The organism is Thermoplasmata archaeon, assembly GCA_035622275.1.
Taxonomy (GTDB): domain Archaea; phylum Thermoplasmatota; class Thermoplasmata; order Lutacidiplasmatales; family UBA184; genus Lutacidiplasma.
Window position 1 is genome coordinate 50,154 of sequence record DASPVQ010000019.1, and the last position, 21,530, is coordinate 71,683.

Below are 21,530 nucleotides of genomic sequence, written 5' to 3' on the forward strand. Positions count from 1 at the left end.
TCCGTAGAGGGCCGCGTCCTTGAGCCTTTCTCGGCCCGCGCCCCCGGGGCCGTCGCCGGCCTCGGCCGAACAGTTGAAGAAGCCGGGCTTCCTCTCATCGCGCGGTGACCCCTCCGGTCAAGGCGCGCAGCGGCCACATCCTGCTGGACGTGAAGCGGTCGTACAAGGACCTCGTTCGCGTCTATCCCGAGATCCACCGCCGCGTGGCCGAGATGAACCGCCCGTTCGTCAAGGAGACCGACCCGCTGCTCCCCGAGGTGCTCCTCGACGAGAACCTGCGCGACCTGAAAGGGGACCGCAAGCCCGCCGGCTACAACCGGCAGGACGCCTTCGGCCTGCGCCTGATCTTCCCGCTCGCGGACGAGAAGCGCGCCGAGTTCTACTTCACCAAGCCGGCCCGCTGCCAGGAGGTCGTGCAGATCACCGAGCAGGTGTCGGTCCTCCTCAAGCGCCGCGGCATCAAGCACACGGTCGAGTACGACCGCCTGCCGCTGGGGCCTCCCCGCGGACCCCCGGGTCTTCCGCCCATCGGCGCCGCGACCATGTTCGGATCGAGCTAGGACGACTTGGTCTCGGCGGGGGGCCGCCGGAACGGCCAGAAGCTCGGCGAGACCGGCGGGGTACCCGCCGCCGTCGCGGCCCCACCGCTGCCGGTCCCCGCCGAGGCCGGTGGCTCCTCCTGCAGCAGGCGCAGCGCCTCGCGCGCCCGCTCGAGCGCCGCGGCGTAGTCGGTCTCCCGCAGGCGGATCGACTCGGCGAGGAGCTGACGGGCCCGGCTCGTGTCCAGGTGGCTCTGCTGGGCGCGCGCGAGCGCCGCGTCGATCAGGTAGTGCAGGTTCAGCAGCTCGCGGTGGAGCGACTTCCGCAGGTTCAGCTCCTCCTCGACGGCGAGCAGCATCCGCGCCGCGTCGAGGAGCCGACCGGTCCGGTCGAGGACCTCGACCTCGCGCATGCGCTCCTGGACGGGGCCGACGCTCACGTGGAGGCCCTCCTGGGCGAAGTTGAGCTCGGTCTGGACGTCCTTCTGGCGCCGCACGAACGGTTCGCGGACCGCGCGCTCGAGCGCGGGCATCGCGGTCCCGAGGAGGCGCTCGGCCTCCTCGAGCTTGCCCGCATCGGCGGCGCTGCGCGCCTCGCTGAACGTCTGCATGACGGGCGTCGTGTCGAAGCCGAGGCGCTCGCCGACCCACAGCTGGTTCTTGAGCTCGGCGATCCGCGTCTCGACGAGCTCGCGGCGCCGGCGGCGCACGATCTCGAGCTCGGTGCGGACGAGGTCGAGGGCGGCGGCAAACTCGCGGCGGCCGCGCAGCTCGAACAGGCGCTGCCGCACCTCGTCGCGCCGGGCGGACTCGCCGGCGGCGACCGGCCCGCCGCGCAGCACCTCGGTCTCGACCTCGCGCCAGCGCGAATCGATGACCGTCTCGAAGGCGCGGCGGCCCGCGAGCTCGGCGCGGTCGATCGCCTCGCTCACGTGCTTCCACTCCCGGGCGCGCAGCGCGCCCTCGGCCTCGGCGACGATCGCTTCGAGCAGATCGACCTCGCCCGCGAGCTTCTCCCGTCGCGCCTGCTCCACCAGCCGACGCAGCTCGCCGAGCGGGGCCGCGAAGAGCCGTTCGATGGCCCAGCGGGCCATCTCGGTGGCCTCGCGGGCGGCCCGCATCGACTCCGGATACTGGCCGAGATCGGCGAGGCGCTTCGCGTCCTCCAGGCGGGCCGAGGCCTCCTGGGCCTCGGCGTCGAGCGACGCGGCCTCGGCCAGCTGGCGCTCGGCGGCGGCGAGGGCGTCCTTCGCGCGGCGATGGTTCTCCCGCAGCAGACCGAGCGCGTCGGAGACCGCCAGGGTCCGCTCGAGCACGCCGGGATAATCGTGGTCCTGGAACGCGGCCTTCGCGCGGGCGAGCTCGTCGGAAGGTCCGGTGGCGACGAGCCCGTCCGAGATCGCGCGGGCCAGCGAGCGCTCGGTCGCCTGCAGCGAGCCCTCCGCGATCCGCCGCTGCAGCTCCGCGCGCTCGAGCTCGGACTCGCTGCGCGCCGCGAGCTGCAGGGCCTCGACGGCCCGTCCGTCGTCGAGCGCCATCCGGGCCTGGTGGAGGAGGTTCTCGGCGACGGTCGTGTCACTGCCCTCGCGCTTGAGGCGCGTCAGCATCGCCTGGAAACCGGCGAGCGTCTTCGACACGTGCTGATAGGTCGACTGGAGCAGGTCGCGTTCGAGGGGGCCCCCGAGCTCGATGACCCGTCCGTAGTGGCGGCGGGCGAGCTCGGCCTCGAGCCGCTCCATCGCGGCGCGCAGGGCGGGCGTCTCGACGTGCAGCAGCTCGGCCTCGGCGAGCGCGTCGCGGGCGCGCTTGGCCACCCGCTGCGCGTGCTCGACGAAGCCGCGGGTGTCGACGAACTCCGCGCGGGCCTCGTCGAGCAAGGCCGCGGCGCCGGAGGGCACGGGCAGCGTGATGCGGCGCCGGGCTTCCACCAGCGGCGCCAGGATCTTGTCGACGTCCACGCCGGCCCCCCGGGCGATGTCGAGGTCCCGCTCGAGACCGCGCAGGTTCTCCTCGAGCACCGGCCGCAGGATCGCGACGAGGTCGTCGTGCACGAGCTGGGCGGCGGTCTGGGTCGCGCCCGGGGGCGCGGTCGCCTGCTCGGTCTTGAGCTGGGCCAGCCGGGCCGCGAACGGCTCCATCGGGACCGCCAGCCGTCGCCCGTCCTCGATCAGGCGCTCGAGGTCCGCGAGGAGGCGGTTCGTCTCGGCCCGCGCGCCCTCGTCGGCGAGACCGCCCAGCGCCTTTTCCAGGTGGGCACGGGCCCCCTCGAAGTCGAGCGCCTGGAAGGCGAGGCGCGACTCGCGCAACGCCTCGTAGAACGGGCCGGGGTCCGCGCCGCTCTCGCGGAGGTGGCCGAGGAGCTCCTGGGCGCGGGCCAGCCCCTCGACGATCTCCAGCGCCTGTGCCGAGGTGCGGGCGGCGCTCTCCTCGAGCCGGCTCGCCGCCTTGTAGGCGCCGGCGTACTCGCCGGCGCGCGCCGACGCCTGGGCCTCCTCGAGCTGCGCGCGGAACTTGGCGAGGTCGAGGCCCATCGTCTCGAGTTCGACGAGCGCGAGCTTCGCGTGCGATACCGCCTCCTCGCTGCGCAGGAGCTGCTGCTGGCGCGCGCGCGTGCGGATCTCCTGGCTCGCCCGCGAGGCCTGGACGAAGTCGCCCATGTTGAAGATCTGCTGGACCTCGTCGATCTGGCGCTGGATCTCGTCGCCGGCCCCGCCCATCTCCTCGAGGACGCGGTTCTCGGCCTCCAGCTCCTCGACGAGCGCGCTCGCGTGGGCCGCGAACACCGCCGAGAAGTCGCGCTCCGCCCGTCGCAGGCTCTCGATCGAGGCGATCAGGTCCTGCTTGACGCGCAGCGTGACATCGGCGTCCGCGAGCAACCGTCGGATCGGCGCGGCGAGCGCCTCGTCCGGGATGTCCGCGAAGCCCTTCTCCATCTCTTCGATGCGTCGGGCCACGAACGGCTCGGCGGCGGTGCGCAGGGCGACCTCCACCGCGGCCAACCGCTCGACGCCCTCGGCGAGCTGCCCCGCGTCCAGGAGCCCGCGGACCTCGGTGAGCTCGCGGTCGACGTTCTCGGGCAGGAACCCGCGATCGCGGGCGTAGGCTCGCACCGCATCGAGCTCCGTCCACCGCTGCAGGAAGTACTTCAGCGCCTCCCGCCCGACCTGCAGGATCGCCTGCTGGAGCCCGGCGCGCGCGCCGTCGGTGTCGGCGCGCTCGAGCTGCGCGCGTACGCGCTGGAGGGCGGGGTCGAACGGCTCGGTCGAGAAGCCGGCCCGGCGCAGCCGGCCGAACATCTCCTCGACCGCCGCGAGCTCCTCGCGGACCGACTCCAGGTCCTCGGTGATCTGGGCGATGCGGTCGACGGCCTCCTGGCTCGCGGCGAGCGCCTCGGAGTAGATCTTGAGGCGGAGCGCCTCGCGCGCCCGATTCATGGCCGTGAACACCTCCGTGGGGTCGCGGCCGAGCCGCCGCGCCTCGGCGATGCGCGGTCGCACCTCGTCGAGCAGCCCGGCGACCACGGAGACGATCGGCTCCTCCGCGACGCGGCGGGCCTCGGCGAGCAGCGGCGCGATCTCGAGGGGCGAGGCGGTCGAGATGCGGGCGGCCGCCTCCTCGACCGCCTGCTGAGCGGTCGTCGGATCGACACCGTACTCCCGGGTCGCGGCGAGCGCGATCTTCAGCGCATCCAGCGCCTGGGATCCGCGCTCGCGCAGCGTCTCCCCCGTCTCCACGATCGCGTCCTCGATCCCTCGGACGGTCTCGGGCCAACGCTCGGGCGGCGCCTCCTGGTCCGCGCGCATCGCGGCCTCCAGCGCGCCGGTGCCGGTCGTGAACTCGGTGGCGATGGCGACCAGCTTCCGCGCGATCTCCCGGGTCTCCTCGCGACGCCGCCCCGCCTCGGGCAGGCCGTCGCGCAGGGTCCGGCGGATCCCGTCGATCGCCTCGGCGACGCGACCCTCGCCGGCGGGCGCGGCCGCGGCCTCGAGGCGCTTGGAGAACTCGGCCCGGCGGGCGGCGGACAGCTCGGCCCAGCCGGCGACCGCGAGCGCGCGCTGGCGCTCGACGTCGACGTACGAGCGCTGGAGCTCGCCGAGACCATCCTCGACGCGCTTCAGTCGGCCGACCGTGTCGGCCCAGGGCACCCCCGACGGCGGATGCTCGAGGCTATCGAGCTCGGCCTTGAGCACGGGGGAGATCTGGATCCCGACGCCGGCCAAGCTCTGCGCGACATCGACCGTGCGACGGCGCCGGCTCTCGATCGAGGCCGGAACGGTCTGCCCGAGGTACTCGTTGAGCGCCTTCGCCTGCAGCTCGACGCCGTCCCAGTCCGAGCGGCGGCCGAGCTCGTGCAGCTGCTGGAGCCGCTCGGGAGCCTCGAACGGGGCGATCGCCAGCTCCTCGAGTACCTTGACCTGGTCGTCGGCCTCCTTGAGCAGGGCCTCGCCGGTCTGGCGACGCTTCTTGAGCGTCTCGGCCTTCTCCTGGAGGATCCGGGCGAGTCGGGACGACGGGACGCCGCCCCCTCCGCCACCTCCCGACGTGGACCTCCCCCCTAGACCCCCCGGACGGTAGAAAGGCGATCCGCTTCCCGGGGCAGTCGTTTCATGCCCGGGCCCCCTTATAAACCAACCGAGAGCGCCGGCGCGCCCCGGTCGCCGGCCGGAGCGCCCGATCCACGGCCGGGCTACTTGCGCGTGATCCGGCGCTTGCCCATCGCGTCGACGTACGCGACCTCGCTACCGGGCGACAGCTGGCCCTGGAGGTCCGCCTCGACCGGCATCGAGAACATCGCATAGGTCTCGAGGTCCATCAACTGTACCTCGGAGCCGCTCAGCGAGACGACCTGCGCCTGGCGCTTGCCGATCATCGGCACCTGCACCTTGTGGGTGACGGGGAAGACGACGGACCGCTTGCGCTCGTCGAACAGGCCGACCGCATCGATGCGCGCCTTCGCCTCACCGTGCTTTCCCGGTTTGGACATCTGGATGCTCAGGATCCGGCAGGGTTCGTCATCGATGATCATGTAGCGGCCCTCCTTGAGCTCGCGGACCTCCTGCTGCGTCCAGGCCATGCGGGTGCCTCTCGGTCCGGCGGGGAGGGTCCCTCCGCCATAACTCTTGGGGTGGAGCCGTGCGCCCCGGGCCTGAGCAAGCCGAGGATTTAATCCTCGACCGCACCATCGTTTCCGACGACCTGGGCTATCTCGATGCTCCCGTCCTCTGTGCGATCGGATCCCACCGCGGTCCGCGAGGCGCGCGCGCTCTGGCAGCGCGAGCACTTCCCACCGGCCAACGCGATCCTGGGCGGGACCGACGGCCCGATCGTCCACGGGCTCGAGGGCGCGTTCGCCCCACAGGAAGCGGGCGTGCTCGCCGTGCAGCGGGCCCTCGCGAGCGACGTCGACGCCAGAGCGCTCGCGCTGCTCGGCCGACGGGCCCGGGGGCTCCTGCGCCGGGAGGACTCGGGACCTCCACGAGCGGACCTGCCGCTCGAATCCCTGCTCGAGCGGCTCGGGGTCTGGGTCGGTGGATCGGACGGCCGGCCGTTCGACGCGGCGCCGCGCACGGCCGGCATCCAGGCGATCGCGGGCCGGCTCGCTCGCCTCGGTGCGCTCGCGGTGCGCGACGTGGCGCTGCGGGTCTGCCCGGCGTGCGCCCTGGTCCGGGACCCGGAGCGGATCGTGTACGAGGAGGAGGCCGGCGACACCCTGCTCGTTCGGTTCCCGTTCACCTCGGGGGATCGGACCGTCAACGCGCTGGTGTGGGCCGACTCGGCCTGGCGGCTCCTCGGCACGAGCGCGCTGCTCGTCCACCCCGATCGTCCGTACGTGATCGCCCGCTTTCGCCGGCGGGGCGACGAGGAGCTGATCTTCGCCGCCCGTTCGTCCCTCGATCGTATCCGCGCCTGGCTCCCCGGCGCCGAGATCGAGGTCCTGGACGAGCAGCCCGGTCGTCACTGGGAGGGCACCCCGTACGTTCACCCGCTCCGGCACGAGTTCCCGCTCGGCGGGGGCCTCGAGCCGCCGGCGGGAACGATCCTATCGATCGCCGAGGTGACCGACACGGGCACGGGAGTGGTGCCCCTCGTGCCGGGTCACGGCGGGACCGACGCGGGCATCGCGGAGCGGCTCGGAGTCCCCGGCTGGCCCCTGATCACGCCGAAGGGCCGCTTCGACATCATGCTCGTCCACAAGTACGCGGGACTCGAGCTCGAGAGCGGCGACGAGTTCGTCGCGCGGGACCTCGCCGAGGACGGATCGATCTTCGCGCGGCTTCGGGTGCGACGGGGGGTCCCGCACTGCGCGCGCTGCGGCACCGGGCTCGTGTGGGCGCCGGGCCGTGCGTGGTGCCTCGAGCCCTCGCGGCTGCCCGCCGCCTCCCGCGCCCTCTACCGCAGCCTGCTGCCGAACGACCGGCCGATCGAGCGGATCGAGACCGTGCCCTGGCCCGTCAGCGAACCGGCGCGTTCGGAGGATCCCGCGGCGATCCGACTGCTCGAGTGCGGCTCGTGCGACCGGCTCGACGCCCCGGACGGCGCCGGGGAGCGCTGCGTCTGTGGGGGACGCCGACGCCCCGTCGCGCGCCGCCTGCTGCCGGCGTTCGAGGCCGCCGCCGCCGCGTGGAGCGCGCTCGACCCGCTCCCCCGCTCCGATTCGGTCCGCCTGTATCTCAACGATCGTCGCCGGGCACCGGCGCTCGTGCACCAGTTGGCGGCGATGAGCGGCACGTCCGCCCCGGTCACCGAGATGCGCCTGACGGTCCTGCCGACCCTTCCCGAGATCGACCTGGCCGCCGAGATCGACGAACTGGGGCCGGACGCGGTGCGCGCGGCCCTCGTCCGGAGCGAGGCCGCCGAGGGTCGCACCGCCCGCTTCCGACCGCGCTGTCGGCAGGAGCGCGAACGGCTCGCCCGATTCGCCCGGACCTCGGAGGAGATCGTGGGCGCCATCGACCCGAGCCTGCTGCCCAGCTACGGGGCACCGATCGCCGGCGCGCTCGCCGAGCTCGAACCGGAGGATCGCGCCCTGCTCGCGCGGTTCGAGCGCATGCGCGCCCAGGCCGTCGCGGAGTACGATCGCGGCACGCCCGCGCTCGCGCATCGCCGGCTGTTCCGGTTCCTCGAGAACGATCTCGACGTCTACCGCGAGTGGACCGCCGGCCGCCTCGCGCCATCGGCGACCGCCCTGTCCAAGCGGGGTGCGCAGCGGACCCTCCTCTACATCGTCGCGCAGTCGAGCCTGCTGCTCGCGCCGATCGCCCCCCACACGGCGGAGTCGATCCACGCGCGGCTCGCTCCCCGGCGGGCGAGCGTCTTCGCCGAGACCGTGGCCCCGGCGGACCGCGCGCTGCTGGACGAGGAGCGGGCGAAGGCGTGGGACCGGTGGCGATCAGTCCTCGGGGCGCTCGATCGCTTCCGGCGCGCGCACGGGATCGCCCCGGAGGCGCTCCTCCCGTCCGCCGTCCTCGTGCTTCCCACCGACCCCATCGCCGAGGCGTATCGGGCCGAGGCGCCGATCCTCGAGCGGATGGGCCGGCTCGGCAAGATCGAGGTCGCCTCCCCCTCCTCACCGTGGACCGGCCGGCGTCGGTTGCTCAAGCCGGTCGAATCGGAGATCCAGCGCGTGTACGGTGCGCGGGGGGCGCAGCTGATCCACCTGCTCCGGCGGATGCCCGAGCGCAAGTGGACCGATGGCAGCGCCTCGGGTTTCTCGGTCCAGATCAGCGGCCAGCCCACGCAGGTCCTTCCCTCGATGGTCGACTGGGTCGACGTGCTGCCCGAGCACGTGCGGCCGGTGCGCTGGAACGACGGCGAGCTCTACGTCGAGGCTCCCACGACCACCCCGCTGCCCGCACCGGGTCCCCCCCCGCTGTCATCCGACGCGTTCCGGCTGGTGGAGCGCCTCGCAGGCCGCGCCCGGGCGTCCCGGGCCGAGCGCTCGACACCCCCCGTGGCCCTCGTCGTGGCACGCGAGCCGTTGTCGAAGGAGCTCGCGGCAGAGGCGGTCACGATCGCGGGCTACCTGGGTCTGGCCGAGCTGCGGTTGGTCGCCTCCGATCGCGAGTTCCCGCCCGGACGCCGGGAGTCCGGCCGCGACAGCGAGGGAGTGGGGTGGTCGTTCCATCTCTCGGGCGACGCGGCGCGACCCCGCGCGCGCCGGCGCGCGCCGTCGGGGGAGAAGGGCGCCCGCGTCCGACCGGCGTTCCTTCCGAGCTCGTTCGCTCCCGCGGCGATCGACTACTCGAGCGAGGAGTTCCTCGCCCAGGAGGCGGCGATCCGGGCGTTCGGCGCGGAAGTCGACCAGATCATGGGCGGAGCCCTGATCGGACCCTCGAAGCTGCGCGGCGCCTGGCAGGCCGGGCTGCACGGCGTCGAGGATCTCCGCCACGCCCCGTGGGAGACCCTGGTGGGGCTGCCCGGCTTCGGCGAGCCGGTCGCCGCGAGCCTGGTCGAGCACCTCGGGGGCACCGTGCCTCCGCGCGCGCCGCGCGCCCGTCGCGCCGCCGTTGCTCGGACCCGACCCGAGCTCCCTACCGACGTTCCGCTCGCCTCTCCCGATCCGGCCCGGAACGCTCCTCCACCGCTACCAGAACGAGAGCCACCCATGGTCCCGTTCGGCTCCGTCGCCGTGGCGCCGCCGGCGATCGTGACCCCGGCGCCGAAGGTACCGGAGCGGATCGAGCCCCGCCCGCCCGCGCTTTCGGCACCGCCGCCGGAGGCCGCGCTGCCGGCCGGACCGGCCGACGCTTCGCTGGAGTTCGCTCTGCCACCCCCGGAGGAGGTGGCCGCCCTACCCGGTCCCGAGGAGATCTCGGGGCGGCCGGCCGGCGATACCGGAGCAGTACCTCTCGGGCCCGCGTCGCCTCCGGAGGGGTGGCCGGCGACTCCACCTCCCGCGCCCGCCGACGCGCTGGCGCCCGTCACGGCGACCGGATCCGATATCTCCGTGGCGCCAGAGCCCGAAGCCTCGCCTGTGGAGCTCGCCCCGGGAACGAGCGCGGTCGTGCCGGGGTCAGAACCGATGCCCGAGCCGTCGTCCGATGGGCTAGCACCGGCGGGAGAGGCCGTGACGCCGTCCGAACCGACGGGCCCGCCGCTCTCGCCCGGGGCTGGGCCGACGGGCTCCCCCGACCACGACGCAGACCCCGAGGCGGCTCCGGAACCGCCGAGCCCGGTGCCCGTCACCGGGGCACCGGAGCCGTTGCCCGTCGCGGCCGCGCCCGAGGTGACGGTCCCTTCCGCGCCCCCGCCCCTGTCGCCCGGCCCGAGCCCGGAGCCGCGAACCGGCCCGATCCCTCCGCCGCCACCCGTGCCGACCGGCGAGGCGACCCTGCCGCCGGACATCTTCGACACCGGTTCGGTCCCCCTCGCGCCCGTGGTCCCCACGCCGACGGGGGGTGTCGAGCTCGATGTCGGCGTGAGCTACTTCCCGTCGCTGGAGCGATTCCTCGACGCGTCCGCGGCCGGGCACCTCGGGATCTGCGTGGTCCGGGACTCTCCGGAGCGCGTGCGGGCCTACGCCGGCTCGCGCCCGGTCGAGATCCGCTGGCTGACGAACATCGGGCGCGGGGCGACGCTGAAGCCGACCGACCTCGAGGGGTTCTCGGCCTTCCTCTCCCACGCGGTCAGCCAGGGCCGGGCGACCGTGTTCTTCCTGGAGGGCGTCGAGTACCTGGTGCGATTGCATGGCCTCGAGCGCGTGGTCGCGGTGCTCACCGCGTTCGACGCGCTCGCGCGCGAGCACGCCGCCCGCGTCTGGGTCCACCTGAATCCCCGCTTGCTCTCGGCCGCGGAGCTGGAGCGGTTCACCGTGGCGCTCTCCCCGACCGGTGCGTCCGGTTAGACGGGCGGGCCGCGGAGGACTGGGCCTCCGCTGGCAAAGGTAGATATCCCACAACACGGGTGGCGCGCGCCATGGCGGAGCCCTCGGGGCGTCGGCGCTGGCCCGGTGGCCGCATCGCGCTCGCCAGCGCCCTGGTCGCGCTGCTGGCCGTGTCGATCGTGCTTCCGGCCGCGAGCGTCGCGGCCCCCGCCCGCGCGCCGGTCGCGGTCGCCCGACCTTACGCGGACCCGGCGATCACCGCGCGGGTAACCTGGAACGGGGCCGACGTCGCGAACTACTCCGCGCCGACGGCCGCTGCGAGCATCTCCTTCGGACAGACCGTCGACGTGCACTACACCTGGAGCTCGTCGGCGCTGGCGGGCGCGCCGATGTACGAGATCACGGACGCCCGGCTGCAGATCTACTACTTCGGCTTCGCGCTCGCCACCCGCGACATCCTCGACTCGGTCGCCGTTCCCGCGACGTCCGGTTCGTTCGACATGAACTGGTCGACCGGCTCGCTCCAGTACATCCTGGAGGGGAGCTACGAGCTCACGGCGAGCCTGCTCGCCTCGAACGGTACGACCATGTTCAGCGAGTCGTTCTGGGTGCTGGTCGCGGCGCCGTTCTACGTCGGCGCCCTGCTACCGATCGTTCTGATCCTGATCATCATCTACGAGATCTACGGCATCGCGACGGTCGGCAAGCAGGCCGCGCTCGGTCGCCCTCCGAAGGGTCCTGCCGAGGCGCCCGCTCCGGCCGAGCCCGCCCCGGCGCCCGAGGAGGCTCCGCCGCCGACCGACGTTAGCCCGCCACCCACCGGGGGCCCGTGAGCGCGACCGGCTCGGGTGCGGCCGCGGGCGTCGTCCTCGGCATCTGCTCGGTCCTGCTCGCCCAGCAGCTCGGGCTGCTCGGCCTCAGCGTGCTCCTGACGGCGATTCTGTACCTGGTCATCGCCGGTGTGATCGGCGGCGTCATCTTCGCCGGCCTGGGATGGGCGCTGGGACGCCGCTACCTGGAGCGTCACCCGGCCGGCCCGGACTGACTCGGTCCGACGAGTCGCCCGCGGGGTGGCCGCCGCACGCAACGCACGTTTCGCCCCGCGGGGCCCCGAGGATTCCGAGGGTGACCTTTAAACGGGGGTGCCGCCACTCAAATACGCGTGAGCGAGGTCCTTCGGGGCCCCCCGCCGGTTCCGCGGCCCGATCGCCGCGCGCGGTGCGCGCGGCGGTGGCACCGCCGAGGCTCGGCCTGAACCATGGCGTCCTCGGATCCGGGTCCCTTCGGTGGGCCGCTCGGCGCAACGCCAACCGAGGCGCCCCCGCCCCCTCCGCCTCCACCGCCGCCGCCGGCGGAGGTCCCCCCCGCGCCCCCGACGCTGTCCGTCCCGCTCGGGCCCCGGTGGTGGACGCAGGCGACGCGGATGGATCGCCTCATCCTGCTCGGATTTCTCGCGGCGGTCGCGCTCGGGATCGCCGCCCTGGCCCTCCCCTGGTGGCAGTTCGCGGCCTCGCAGGGCGGCCACACCGACACCTGGCTGTTCCCGCTCGGCGGATCGTACTCGATCAACTGCATGGGCGCCTCCTGCGGCGGCTTCACCAGTGGCGCGAACCCCTACTCCGCGCTCGGCGGGGCGATCGCGCCCCTCTACGATCTGGTCGCCGGGGTGGCGATCATCGCCGTCATCCTCAGCGGTCTCGCGGCGCTTCTGGTCGCCTTCGCCGTCTTCGGCCGCCGCGACGGGGCGGTCTTCTATTCGCGCTGGGTGCCCCGGTTCGGCCTCCTCGCGGCGATCCTGCTGATCGGCATCACCGCCACCCTCGCGGTGGTCCAGCCGGCCGCGTTCGGCAGCGGGGATTCGTTCGTCGGCACGACGGCCGGCGGCTCGAGCCCCGCGACCTCGTTCTGGGGTGCGGGTCCGTCGTCCCTGTGGGGACCCAGCGCCGGTTGGTACTGCGGGCTCGTCGGAGGCGGTGCGGTCGCGCTGTTCACGTTCATCGTGCGCCCGCTCGCCCGGAGCGCGCCGGCGACCGGGCGGCCGCGGCGCGCCCGCGCGGTGGTGCCGTCGCGGGGCCGGGCGACCCTGACGCCGCCGGTCTACGCTCCCACGATCCGGACGAGCGCCTCCTCCTCGTCGAACGGCAACGGCTACACCGCCCCGCCGTCGCCGAACCCCGCGGCACGCGCCCCGGTCCCGGTGCCGGTCGTGAAGACCCAGACGAGCGCGTCCGTCGCCTGTCCGTCGTGCGGCTTCCAGAACTCCGCCCGCGCGAAGATCTGCTCGTACTGCCAGCGACCGATGCACGAGGCGAGCGTGCCGGTCGCGCCGAGTTCCACCGGCGGCTAGCGCCCCGGCTCGGCGCTCCGCCCCCGTCGATCGATCCACGCGCGCACGTGCGCCTCGAGCTCGCCGAGCGGGACTGCCCCGCTGAGCAGTACCACGTCGTGGAACGCCCGCTCGTCGAACGCCGGGCCGAGGGCCCGTTCCGCGAGCGTGCGCAGCTCGCGGATCTTGAGCTGGCCGATCTTGTAGGCGAGCGCCTGGCCGGGGATCACGATGTAGCGGTCGACCTCGACCTGGACGTCGAGGTCGGCCATGCCCGTGTTCTCGCGGAAGAAGTCGATCGCCCGCTCGCGGCTCCAGCCGAGCGCGTGCATCCCCGTGTCGACGACCAGTCGGATCGAGCGCCACATGTCGAAGTCGAGCGACCCGAAGCGGGAGTACGGGTCCTGGTAGAGACCGAGCTCGCTCCCGAGGCTCTCGGCGTAGAGCCCCCACCCCTCGACGAACGCCGTCTCGCCGGAGTGCTTGCGAAACTCCGGGACGTTCTCGAGCTCCGCGGCGAGCGCGATCTGCAGGTGATGTCCCGGGACCGCCTCGTGGAGCGTCAGCGCCTCCATCCGCCAGGTCTGCCGCGAAGGGAGATCGTAGGTGTTCGCGTAGAACATGCCGGCGCGTCCCGACTCGGGCGCGCCCGGTTGGTAGTAGGCCCCGGGACTGCTGGGGGCCGAGAAGTCCGGGATCGCTGCCACGCCGTAGGGCAGGCGCGGCAGCCGGCCGAAGTGCGGCGCGAGCTCGGGATCGATCCGCTTGGCGACCACGCGGAACCGATCGAGGAGATCCCCCGCGCTGGACGCGTGGAACCGGACGTCCGTCCGCAGGAATCGGTAGAACTCGCCGAAGCTCCCGGGGAACCCCGTCGACTGGATCAGCGCCTCCATCTCGGCGCGCACCCGCCGCACCTCCCGCAGGCCGATCTCGTGGATCTGCTCGGGCGTGAGCTCCGTGGTCGTGGTCCAGCGGACGTGGTGCTCGTACATCGCCCTCCCGTTCGGCAACGCGGACAGCCCCACCGTCTCGCGCGCCGCCGGGACATAGTCGCGAACGAGGTACTCGTGGAGCCGCACGAACGCAGGACGGACGCCCTCGGCGTACGCCCGACGCGCCTCCTCGGTTAGGCGGCGCTGCTCGGCGTCGGGCACTCCGGGTCCGAGGTTCTTGAACGGCTCGAAGATCGCGCTCTGCGTCGGGTCCTCGGGCACGAGCGACGCGACCTGGTCGGGCAGGCCTCGGATCCCAGCCCGCGAGGGCATCATCCCGGCCCGCCGCCCCTCCTCGAGGAGACGGTGGTTCTGTTCGACCGCCGCCGGCAGCCCCTTCATGCGCGCGACGATCGCCTCCACGTCGGCGACGGTCGAGCGCGGGGCGATCGGGAACAGCTGGCCCGCGGACAGGTGGAGGCCGTCCATCTGGTTGAGCGGCATCCATAGGCTGTGGGGCCATCCGAAGTGGTACGGCATCGGATCGTCGCCGAATCCGACGCCGATGGCGGCGAGGTCGAGGAGTCGGCGGTAGAGATGGAAGTTCGTCCGCTCGCTCGGGCCGAGCGATTCGGCGCGGAACTCGCCGAGCCGGGCCGTGCTCGTCGTGAGGTGGAGCTTGCGCTGCGCGATCCCTTCGGGCGAGTCGTCGGTCCAGCGGTCGTTCTGCCCCGGGAAACCGACGACGGTCGCGATCTCGGGGACCTCGACCATCCACTGCCGCCAGTCGTCCGCGAGGTACGCGCGGAACCGCTCGTTCGCGTCGCCCGCCGCCCCGCTCGAAGGTCCGATGGCCATCTACCGACCGCCCCGATCGCGCCGTAGCCGGGACCCTCTTAAGAACCCTGACCGCGGCGCGTGCCGTCGTGATCGGCCCGCTTCGGCGGGGCCGTTCCGAAAAGCGGGTGCGTATGCCTGCGGCGCGACGGTGCGCCGGCGGGCGAGGCAACGAGGTACTCACCCACGAGGACTCCCCGACGCTCCGCAAGTCCTCGACCGCACGCTCGACGTCCGCGCGCTACGCGTTCAGAGTGCTCACCTCCCGGCACGCGTCCCGCTCGAAGGGACCGCCCGCGGCGAATCGGAGGTGCGAGCCCCGGCCGCGCGGCGCGGGGGTCAGTCGCCGGAGAGCCCTGGGCGCGGTGTGACGGTGCCGGAGCCTCATCGTGACAGCGGCATCCCCGTCGGGATCCGCCAGCTCCGTCGGAGAACACGACGGGGTAACGGGGGCGGGTCTTGTTGAAGCGGCCGGGGCCGCTGCGGCGCCCGGCCCATCGACCGAACGACGCGAGCCGTGCCCCCGGGCGGCCCATCACCTCGAGGGTGCGCCCGCCGTGTCGCGGCCGAGCCGGTTGATCGCCCGGGTGTCGACGATCGGACCGGGCACTCCCCCGCGGGCCACGGCGATCATGGCCCGGCCCACCCGGTCGGTCGTCGTGGTCGAGCCCGGTGCGACCCGAAGGAGCAGGGGCAAGAACGGCCACAGGATCGCGTAGACGATGCGGTAGGCGAGCGTGTTCGAGTGGATGCCGTGGCGGGGTTGGATCGCTCCCGGCCGGAAGAAGTAGACCGCTCGGAACGGAAGCCGAGCGAGCGCGTTCTCCGTCCGTCCCTTCACCCGGGCCCAGACCCGCGGACCGCGCTCGCTGCTGTCGGTGCCGGCGCCCGAGACGTAGACGAACGTCAGCCGGCCCGGATTCCAGCCCGCGAGCGTGGAGGCGACCGCGAGGGTCAGGTCGTAGGTGGTGCGCGTGTACTCCGCTTCGCTCTTACCGAGCACCGAGACGCCGAGGCAGAAGAAGCACGCATCCAGCCCCGTGAGCGGCCCGACGAGGCCGCTGAGATCCGCCACCGAGGGTCGCACGAGCTCCGCGAGTTTCGGGTCGGCGACGCCGGTCGCGCGACGAACGACCGTGACCACGGCGCTCACCGACGGGTCGAGCAGGCACTCGCGGAGCACGCCGCGCCCCACCATGCCGGTGGCGCCGAATACGACGACCTTCACGGCGCGCTCCGTTCAGCCTCGGCGCCGGGGTCGCCCTCGCGCGAGCCGGATCCAGGTCATCTCGGGCGGTTCAATGTCGTCCTGCCACAACGCCCCGATGATCTCCCCGAGGTGGTGGGCCTGCTCGAAGGTCGCCTGGAGCACGGCGTCCGAGACGACGTAGCGTCCGGGCATCCAGAAGACGTGGATCGGGCGGGTCATCCCCCGCGCGGTGAGCCGACGTCGGAACGCATCCACCGTCGCCCAGACCCGCCGGTCGTAGCGGCCAAACCCGCGCCAGTCCCGGGGGCGTCGCCGGCGGTCGGCGAAGAGCGCCTCCAGCTCCGGATCCGAGGCGCGGCCGAGGGCGATGTACCCGAACCAGACCTCGTGGACGTTCAGGATATGGACGAGGGTGTCGAACAGCGACTGGTGGCCGATCTCGCGGTGGCGGCGCGCCGCGCGCAGCGGAAGTCGGCGCACGCGCCGGACGAAGCGACGGAACACGCGGGCATCGTACTCGAGCAGCTCCCGAGCCTGGGCCGGCGACAGAACCGGGGCCGGTCTCGGCGGGACCCGGGCCATGGACTCGGCAGCCCGTGGTCGCATGAAGGCCTTGCGCCCCGGAGCACCGGCCGAGCGCGCGTCACGGAGGATTAAAGTACGCTCGGCTCGACAATCGTAATCGTGGCACCGGTCCCCACCGAGACCGCGACGTCCGAGCCGGCGGACCCGGAGGCCCGCTCGTCCCCGTCCGAGAACGGGTCCGCCGGCACGAGCGGCGGGATGCGCCGAAGCCGGATCCTGGGTCTCATGCTCGTGCTCGTCGCGATCGTCTTGATCGTGGCCGGTTCGCTGTTCGTGACGGGCGTGATCCGCTGGCCGAGCAGCGGACCACCGGCACCGGGTCCGGCGTTCGATATGGTGGCCTTCAACGTCAGCTACACGGGCAGCTCGGCGCTGTGCACGGTCAACGAGACCGGCGGGGTGGCGTCGTGTGCCCCCAACGGCAGCGACGTATGTCGCTGGTACGCTGCGGACTGCCCGAGCGACCTCGACGCCGGCACGACCTACGCCGTCGGGCCCAACCTTGGGGTGGGCGTGGCCGCGCTCATCGAGGGCTCCACGAACTGCAGCGCGCGCTACGCGATCACCGGCGTGACCTCCTCGCAGGAGGCGTTCCGCCTGGTCTCCGTGGTCGCCTCGAACTCGAACTCGGGGCCGCCGTTCTATGTCGGCAACGACTCGAGCCCGACGGGCGGTTGCTTGCAGGCGATCGTCCTGGTCCTCGAGTTCGCGGTCGTCGATATCGGGCCGATCGCGCAAGGATTCAACGTGACCGTCGCGGCCGCGCAGGTCCTCTGATCTGACGCGATCGCGGCGGCCGATGGGGCAGCCCGCGGTGGCTCTCCACAACGGTTAATGCCCGGAACCTCCCCTGTTTCTCGGTAGGGAGCGGGATCGCGCCCTACCCATGGCGGACAGCTCGGACGCCGACGATATCCTGCGCGAGCGCGAACGGCGACGCGCGCTCGAACGCGATCGGATCGAGGAGGCCCGGCGTGCGCGTCGGGCGGACCTCACGCGGCTCGGCCACCCGGGGGCGGCGATCGGGCCCGAGACGGACCCAGACGACGGCGAGGTGCCCCGCGTCGTGATCGCCCCGGCCGGGGTCGCGCCGGCGGGGTCGACCGCCTCCCGCCCCATCGGGGCGGGCGTCCTGCCGCCCTCGGTCATCGAGTTCCTGCGCACCGATCCGACCGAACGCTTCGACATCCAGGCGCTGAACGCGCTGCATCTGCCCGGGCCCGTGGACGCGGCTGCGTGCGAGCCGGCGATCCTCGCGGCGATCGCCCGACGGGCCGAGCAGCTGATGGTCCGGGTAAAACAGGAGCTGGACGACGCGCTGAGCGCGGGGGCGTTCCTGAGGGACCAGACCCGCCGCTGGTATCGCGAGAGCGGTCTCGACTCCGCGTGGACGAGCCGGATGCCGGAGCGCTGGGGAGGGTTGTTCGCCGACTCCCGCGTCTCGGGCGGCCGGCTGCAGCCGTGGATCAACCGCCGACTCGCGGCGGTCCGTCAGGAGGCGATCCGTTCCGGATCGATCACCGGTCGCCTGCGCCGAACGCTCGGCCGGGACCGCCTCGCGGACGCGGCCCTCGGTCGCACGGCCCACCAGCAGATCCTCGGGGAGGTCGCGCAGTCGATCCTGGACGACCTCGCCGCGCATTCGCGGGACCCGGACGCACCGCTGCCCCTCGTGCGCCTCAGCGAACTCGCGGTCCGTCGGGAGATCCCGACGATCAACGACGCCCTCGGGGCCCTCTTCAGCGCGCCCGAGAGCGGTCCGTTCGTCGTGCTCCACCCCAACCGGTATCCGGACTGCGATGAACTCGTGCTGCGACCGCCGACCGCCGGCGCTTCCGGCGCCGCGCTGGCCTACAGCCTGGGGATCGGGCGACCGGCCCGGCGCACCGCCGTCCGGGGAGGCCCCGACGTCGGCGGATCCGTGTCGGTCGGCGACGGGACCCCCACGGATCCGACGGCGGACGAACTGGACGGGGTCTCGATCTGGCAGGCGGAGTGGGTCGAGCCGGCCGCGTGGCACCACCTGATCGAACAGCGGCGACGGGAACGCAAGCGCCTCGAGTCACCGCCGAAGGATTGCCGCAGCCGTCCCGCCTACAGCGCGCTGCGCGACCTCCTCGTCGACGACGGCGAAGCGCGTCGCGCGTTCCTCTCCGTCAAGTGGCGGGGCCGACCGGCCGGTCTACCGCTGCTCGCGTCGCTCCTGCAGAAGGGAGCGCTCGCGCCCGAGGTGGCGACCGATCACGAGTACCTGGAAGCGGAGCTGGGCGAGCTCGCGCAGGGGGACCCGCAGTGGCACCCCGAGGACGGTCGGTGGTCGATCCGTCGCTGGACGGTCCTGCGCGAGGGCTCGCACCGGGACGGGTTCCGCTTTCGCGCCGAGGGCGCCGCGAGCTGACGTCAGCGATCCGCCGACCCGGCCGGCAGCCCGCGGGCGAGCCGACCGAGCTCGGAGAGCAGCGCGCGATACTCCTCGAAGGGATACTCGGGCTCCCAGCCGCCCACCGGGACGCGCGACCGGCGGGCGATCGGACGGCCGGCCGGTCCGTTCACGATCCGCAGCGCGCTGAAGAACCACCTCGGGGGTTCCAGTCGCAGCCCCCCATTCTGCCGGAGGTCGGCGAGCGCCCGGGCCGTCTGGGGAAGGAACGCGGCCAGCAGGTCGCGGCCCACACGGGGACGCTCGGATCCGTCGAGCCGTGGCGGACCCGCGTCCGGCAGACCGAGTCGCCGGCGGGCGTCGCCCGGCAGCCGATCGAGCTTCGTCACGACGAAGATCGGGTAGAGCCGGCGGTCGCGCCGTCGTGCGGCGGCCGCCGCGAAGCGCGCGAGGACCCCGAGGGCTCCGGCGAGCAAGCGATCGTAACGAGCGAGCGGCGCCGGTGGATCCCCATCCACGCCCCGGTCGAGGCGCGAGGCGTCCACCAGGAACAGGAGCACCTGACTTCGGAGCAGCCGACGCGTGGACTCGGCGAGGATCGCGTCGTGCCGAGCGAGCTCCGCCAGCTCCGGGGCCGAGATGCCGCCGACTTCCAGGCGGACCGTCTCGAAGCCGCCTTCGCCTCGGCCGGCGCGCGGCCGCAGGCCGCGGAGCCAGCCGTTGCGCAGCCCGAAGACGAAGGACAGGGGGTGCTCGTCCCAGTCAAGGTCGCGCTCGGGAAAGCGCCCCGCGACGAGGTCACCGTAGATCGCCTCGAGACCGCGGATCGACTCGCGGTCGGCCGAGAAGCGGAACTCGTCTTCCTCCTCGGTGCCGAGACGCACCTGGGCCGCGTAGAGAAGGCCGACGAATGTCGTGAGTCCCGTGCCGGCGTCCCCGACGACGAGCGCCGAAGCCATTCCCGGACCCCCAGCCGCGCCCTGACCGGGGCGGACGCGCCGCTCCCTACGCGGTCGCGAACGCTTCCGCGATCCGGTGGTAGACAGGGCTCTTGCCGCGCACCGGCGGCAGCGCCGGCGCGTCGATGCTCGCGTCGAGGAGCGTCCAGGAGCCGTCGGCACGGACACCGCGCGCGCTGATCGCGAGCCGGAAGTGATTCATGGCGCTGAGCGTCGGCGCGTCGCTGATCGCCGGGAAGAGCGGGATCTCGTTGCCCGCGATCAGCAGCTCGACCAGCCGGTAGAGCAGCTCGTTGCGGTACTGGTTCGTGCTCCCGCGGCAGAGGACGAGCGTGCGACCCTGCCCGTCGCCCAGGAACCGGCTGACGAGCGTCTCCACCGCCGCCTTCGTGATCAGCCGGCGCAGGCCCACACCCGCGGGCTCGCGCGGCTCGAGGGGCATTCGCAGGGCCGCCTCGATCGGTTCGACCTTGCCGGCCGCCTTCGGGTTCTTGCGATCGAAGTCGCACACGCTCGCCTCGACGTCGAACAGCGTGAGCTGGCCCGCTCGCAACAGCGCGGCCGGCACGACGACCGTGTGGTTCATGATCGTCGGGCGGTTGTACTCGTCCGCGATCCCGCGGCCGAGCAGCGAGAGCAACAGCTCGTCGTTCGCCGGCGCGGGGTGCACCATCCGCGCGTCGATGACCGTCCCTCCGTTCGCCGTCTTCTCGACGCGGACCGGGGTGAAGTGGTTCTCGAGGTAGCGCGTGTAGAGCGGCCCGTTGAGGTCGCGGGACTCGGCCTTCGGGCCGTAGCCCTTGTCGGGGCTCACGCCGTAGATCCAGTGCTCGAGCCGGACCGTCGCGCCGGCCTCCATCGGGACTCCGTCCATCGCGTCGCACGCTCCGTCGGAAGGGCGTCGGCGGCCTACGCCGTCGCGGCCGCGGGCGCGGTCTGCAGCGTCGTCTGCTCGACGATCTCGTCGGGGACCTTGTTCGCGACGTCGCGGAAGTGCTCGATGAACGCGACGTAGTCGTCGTAGGAGAAGTCCGGCTCGGCGCCGCCATCCGCGCTGAATCCCTTGCGCACGATGCGGGGCGCGCCGACCGGCTGCATGCCGGCCTCGGCGGTCTCGGTGCGGACCCAGCTGAAGAAGTACGCCGCCTGGTCGAAGTTGACGCCGGCGACCTTCCCGCCGCGGATCTGCGAGAGCGTCTGCGGCATGAACACCCGAAGGAGCGCCTCCGCGTACTCCTTGCGCTTGCGCTTCTGCTCCCCGCCGGGCACGCCGCGGTGCAGGCCGAGCTTGACGAGCACCTCGTCGCGCACGGAGTCGAACTTCGAGAGCACGATCGCCGGATAGATCACCGGATTGCCGACGCTGAGGCCCTGGGTCTTCATCCGGCTGAACTCCTGCTTCTTGTAGGTCTGCAGCGAGACGAGGAGCGACGCGACCTCGCTGTCGTACTTCAGCATCTGGCGGAAGACCGGCGAGTCGATCTCGGTCGTCATCTTCGAGCAGTCGACGATGATGACGACGACGTGGCTCTTCAACAGCTGCTGGATGATCGGGCTCGCCGCGACCCCCGTCTCGATGAACTCCTGGACGTCCTCGCCCGAGACGTCGTACGCCGCGAAGGACAGCTTCGCGAACGGGTTCACCCAGTTCTTGTCCTTCAGCGCGGCCGGCAGGCGGCCCGAGATCGGCTTACGGTAACCGAAGACGAAGCCGATCTCCGTCATCTCGTCCTTGAGGGTCGCGCCCGGGAACCGGGCGTCCTTCATCCCCTCGTAGACCTGGCTCATCAGCCGGAGCGACTGCAGGGGCGCGTGGAACCGGAACGAGTCGGTCACCCGCGTTCCGTACTTCACCTGCGCCGCGTAGAGCAGCCCCAGGAACGTCGTCTTTCCGCACGCTCGGTCTCCCAAGATCGCCGCCGGACACATGGTCTTT

The 21,530-nt window shown here is 72.9% G+C and carries 16 protein-coding genes; 8 read left to right on the plus strand and 8 right to left on the minus strand.

Features of this window, described 5'->3' with window-relative positions:
* Positions 1-104 precede the first annotated feature (104 nt).
* Positions 105-560, plus strand: a complete 456-nt coding sequence (locus tag VEL82_05265; protein ID HXW67263.1) for a hypothetical protein — start codon at positions 105-107, stop codon at positions 558-560.
* On the opposite strand, the gene VEL82_05270 is transcribed toward VEL82_05265, so the two are convergent.
* On the minus strand, positions 557-4,759 hold the full coding sequence (locus VEL82_05270) for a hypothetical protein (protein HXW67264.1): 4,203 nt from the start codon (positions 4,757-4,759) through the stop codon (positions 557-559). The genes VEL82_05265 and VEL82_05270 overlap by 4 nt on opposite strands.
* A gap of 129 nt (positions 4,760-4,888) precedes the next feature.
* Between VEL82_05270 and VEL82_05275 the strand changes: the two genes are divergently transcribed.
* Entirely contained in the window at positions 4,889-5,098 is a 210-nt protein-coding gene (locus tag VEL82_05275; GenBank protein ID HXW67265.1) for a hypothetical protein, read from the plus strand.
* A 128-nt stretch (positions 5,099-5,226) separates the two neighbouring features.
* Here the strand turns inward: VEL82_05275 and VEL82_05280 are convergent, their stop codons facing one another.
* Positions 5,227-5,613, minus strand: coding sequence for a translation initiation factor IF-5A (locus tag VEL82_05280; protein HXW67266.1), 387 nt, complete (start codon positions 5,611-5,613; stop codon positions 5,227-5,229).
* 135 nt (positions 5,614-5,748) lie between these two features.
* On the opposite strand from VEL82_05280, the gene VEL82_05285 reads away from it, so the two are divergent.
* The 4 genes from VEL82_05285 to VEL82_05300 all read left to right on the plus strand — a co-directional run bounded on the left by VEL82_05285 (position 5,749) and on the right by VEL82_05300 (position 12,709).
* On the plus strand, positions 5,749-10,383 hold the full coding sequence (locus VEL82_05285) for a class I tRNA ligase family protein (protein ID HXW67267.1): 4,635 nt from the start codon (positions 5,749-5,751) through the stop codon (positions 10,381-10,383).
* A 71-nt stretch (positions 10,384-10,454) separates the two neighbouring features.
* Positions 10,455-11,195, plus strand: coding sequence for a hypothetical protein (locus VEL82_05290; GenBank protein HXW67268.1), 741 nt, complete (start codon positions 10,455-10,457; stop codon positions 11,193-11,195).
* Entirely contained in the window at positions 11,192-11,407 is a 216-nt protein-coding gene (locus VEL82_05295; protein HXW67269.1) for a hypothetical protein, read from the plus strand. Before VEL82_05290 ends, VEL82_05295 begins: the two co-directional genes overlap by 4 nt.
* A 378-nt stretch (positions 11,408-11,785) precedes the next feature.
* Positions 11,786-12,709, plus strand: coding sequence for a zinc finger Ran-binding domain-containing protein (locus VEL82_05300; protein ID HXW67270.1), 924 nt, complete (start codon positions 11,786-11,788; stop codon positions 12,707-12,709).
* On the opposite strand, the gene VEL82_05305 is transcribed toward VEL82_05300, so the two are convergent.
* The 3 genes from VEL82_05305 to VEL82_05315 all read right to left on the minus strand — a co-directional run bounded on the left by VEL82_05305 (position 12,706) and on the right by VEL82_05315 (position 16,252).
* Positions 12,706-14,481, minus strand: coding sequence for a DUF885 domain-containing protein (locus VEL82_05305; protein ID HXW67271.1), 1,776 nt, complete (start codon positions 14,479-14,481; stop codon positions 12,706-12,708). The genes VEL82_05300 and VEL82_05305 overlap by 4 nt on opposite strands.
* A gap of 514 nt (positions 14,482-14,995) precedes the next feature.
* A complete protein-coding gene (locus tag VEL82_05310; protein HXW67272.1) occupies positions 14,996-15,688 on the minus strand; it encodes an epimerase in 693 nt (230 codons plus the stop codon).
* A 12-nt stretch (positions 15,689-15,700) separates the two neighbouring features.
* The gene (locus VEL82_05315; protein ID HXW67273.1) at positions 15,701-16,252 is read right to left on the minus strand and encodes a DinB family protein; all 552 of its coding nucleotides are present in this window, start codon (positions 16,250-16,252) and stop codon (positions 15,701-15,703) included.
* A gap of 102 nt (positions 16,253-16,354) precedes the next feature.
* On the opposite strand from VEL82_05315, the gene VEL82_05320 reads away from it, so the two are divergent.
* Entirely contained in the window at positions 16,355-17,032 is a 678-nt protein-coding gene (locus VEL82_05320; protein HXW67274.1) for a hypothetical protein, read from the plus strand.
* Positions 17,033-17,141: 109 nt separating this feature from the next.
* A complete protein-coding gene (locus tag VEL82_05325) occupies positions 17,142-18,653 on the plus strand; it encodes a hypothetical protein (protein HXW67275.1) in 1,512 nt (503 codons plus the stop codon).
* A gap of 2 nt (positions 18,654-18,655) precedes the next feature.
* Here the strand turns inward: VEL82_05325 and VEL82_05330 are convergent, their stop codons facing one another.
* The 3 genes from VEL82_05330 to VEL82_05340 are packed head-to-tail and all read right to left on the minus strand — an operon-like array spanning position 18,656 to position 21,505.
* A complete protein-coding gene (locus VEL82_05330) occupies positions 18,656-19,594 on the minus strand; it encodes a hypothetical protein (protein ID HXW67276.1) in 939 nt (312 codons plus the stop codon).
* Between the two features lie 46 nt (positions 19,595-19,640).
* On the minus strand, positions 19,641-20,468 hold the full coding sequence (locus VEL82_05335) for a hypothetical protein (GenBank protein ID HXW67277.1): 828 nt from the start codon (positions 20,466-20,468) through the stop codon (positions 19,641-19,643).
* Between the two features lie 35 nt (positions 20,469-20,503).
* Positions 20,504-21,505 carry a hypothetical protein gene (locus tag VEL82_05340; GenBank protein ID HXW67278.1) on the minus strand — a complete coding sequence of 334 codons (1,002 nt, stop codon included), beginning with the start codon at positions 21,503-21,505 and terminating at the stop codon, positions 20,504-20,506.
* Positions 21,506-21,530 lie beyond the last annotated feature (25 nt).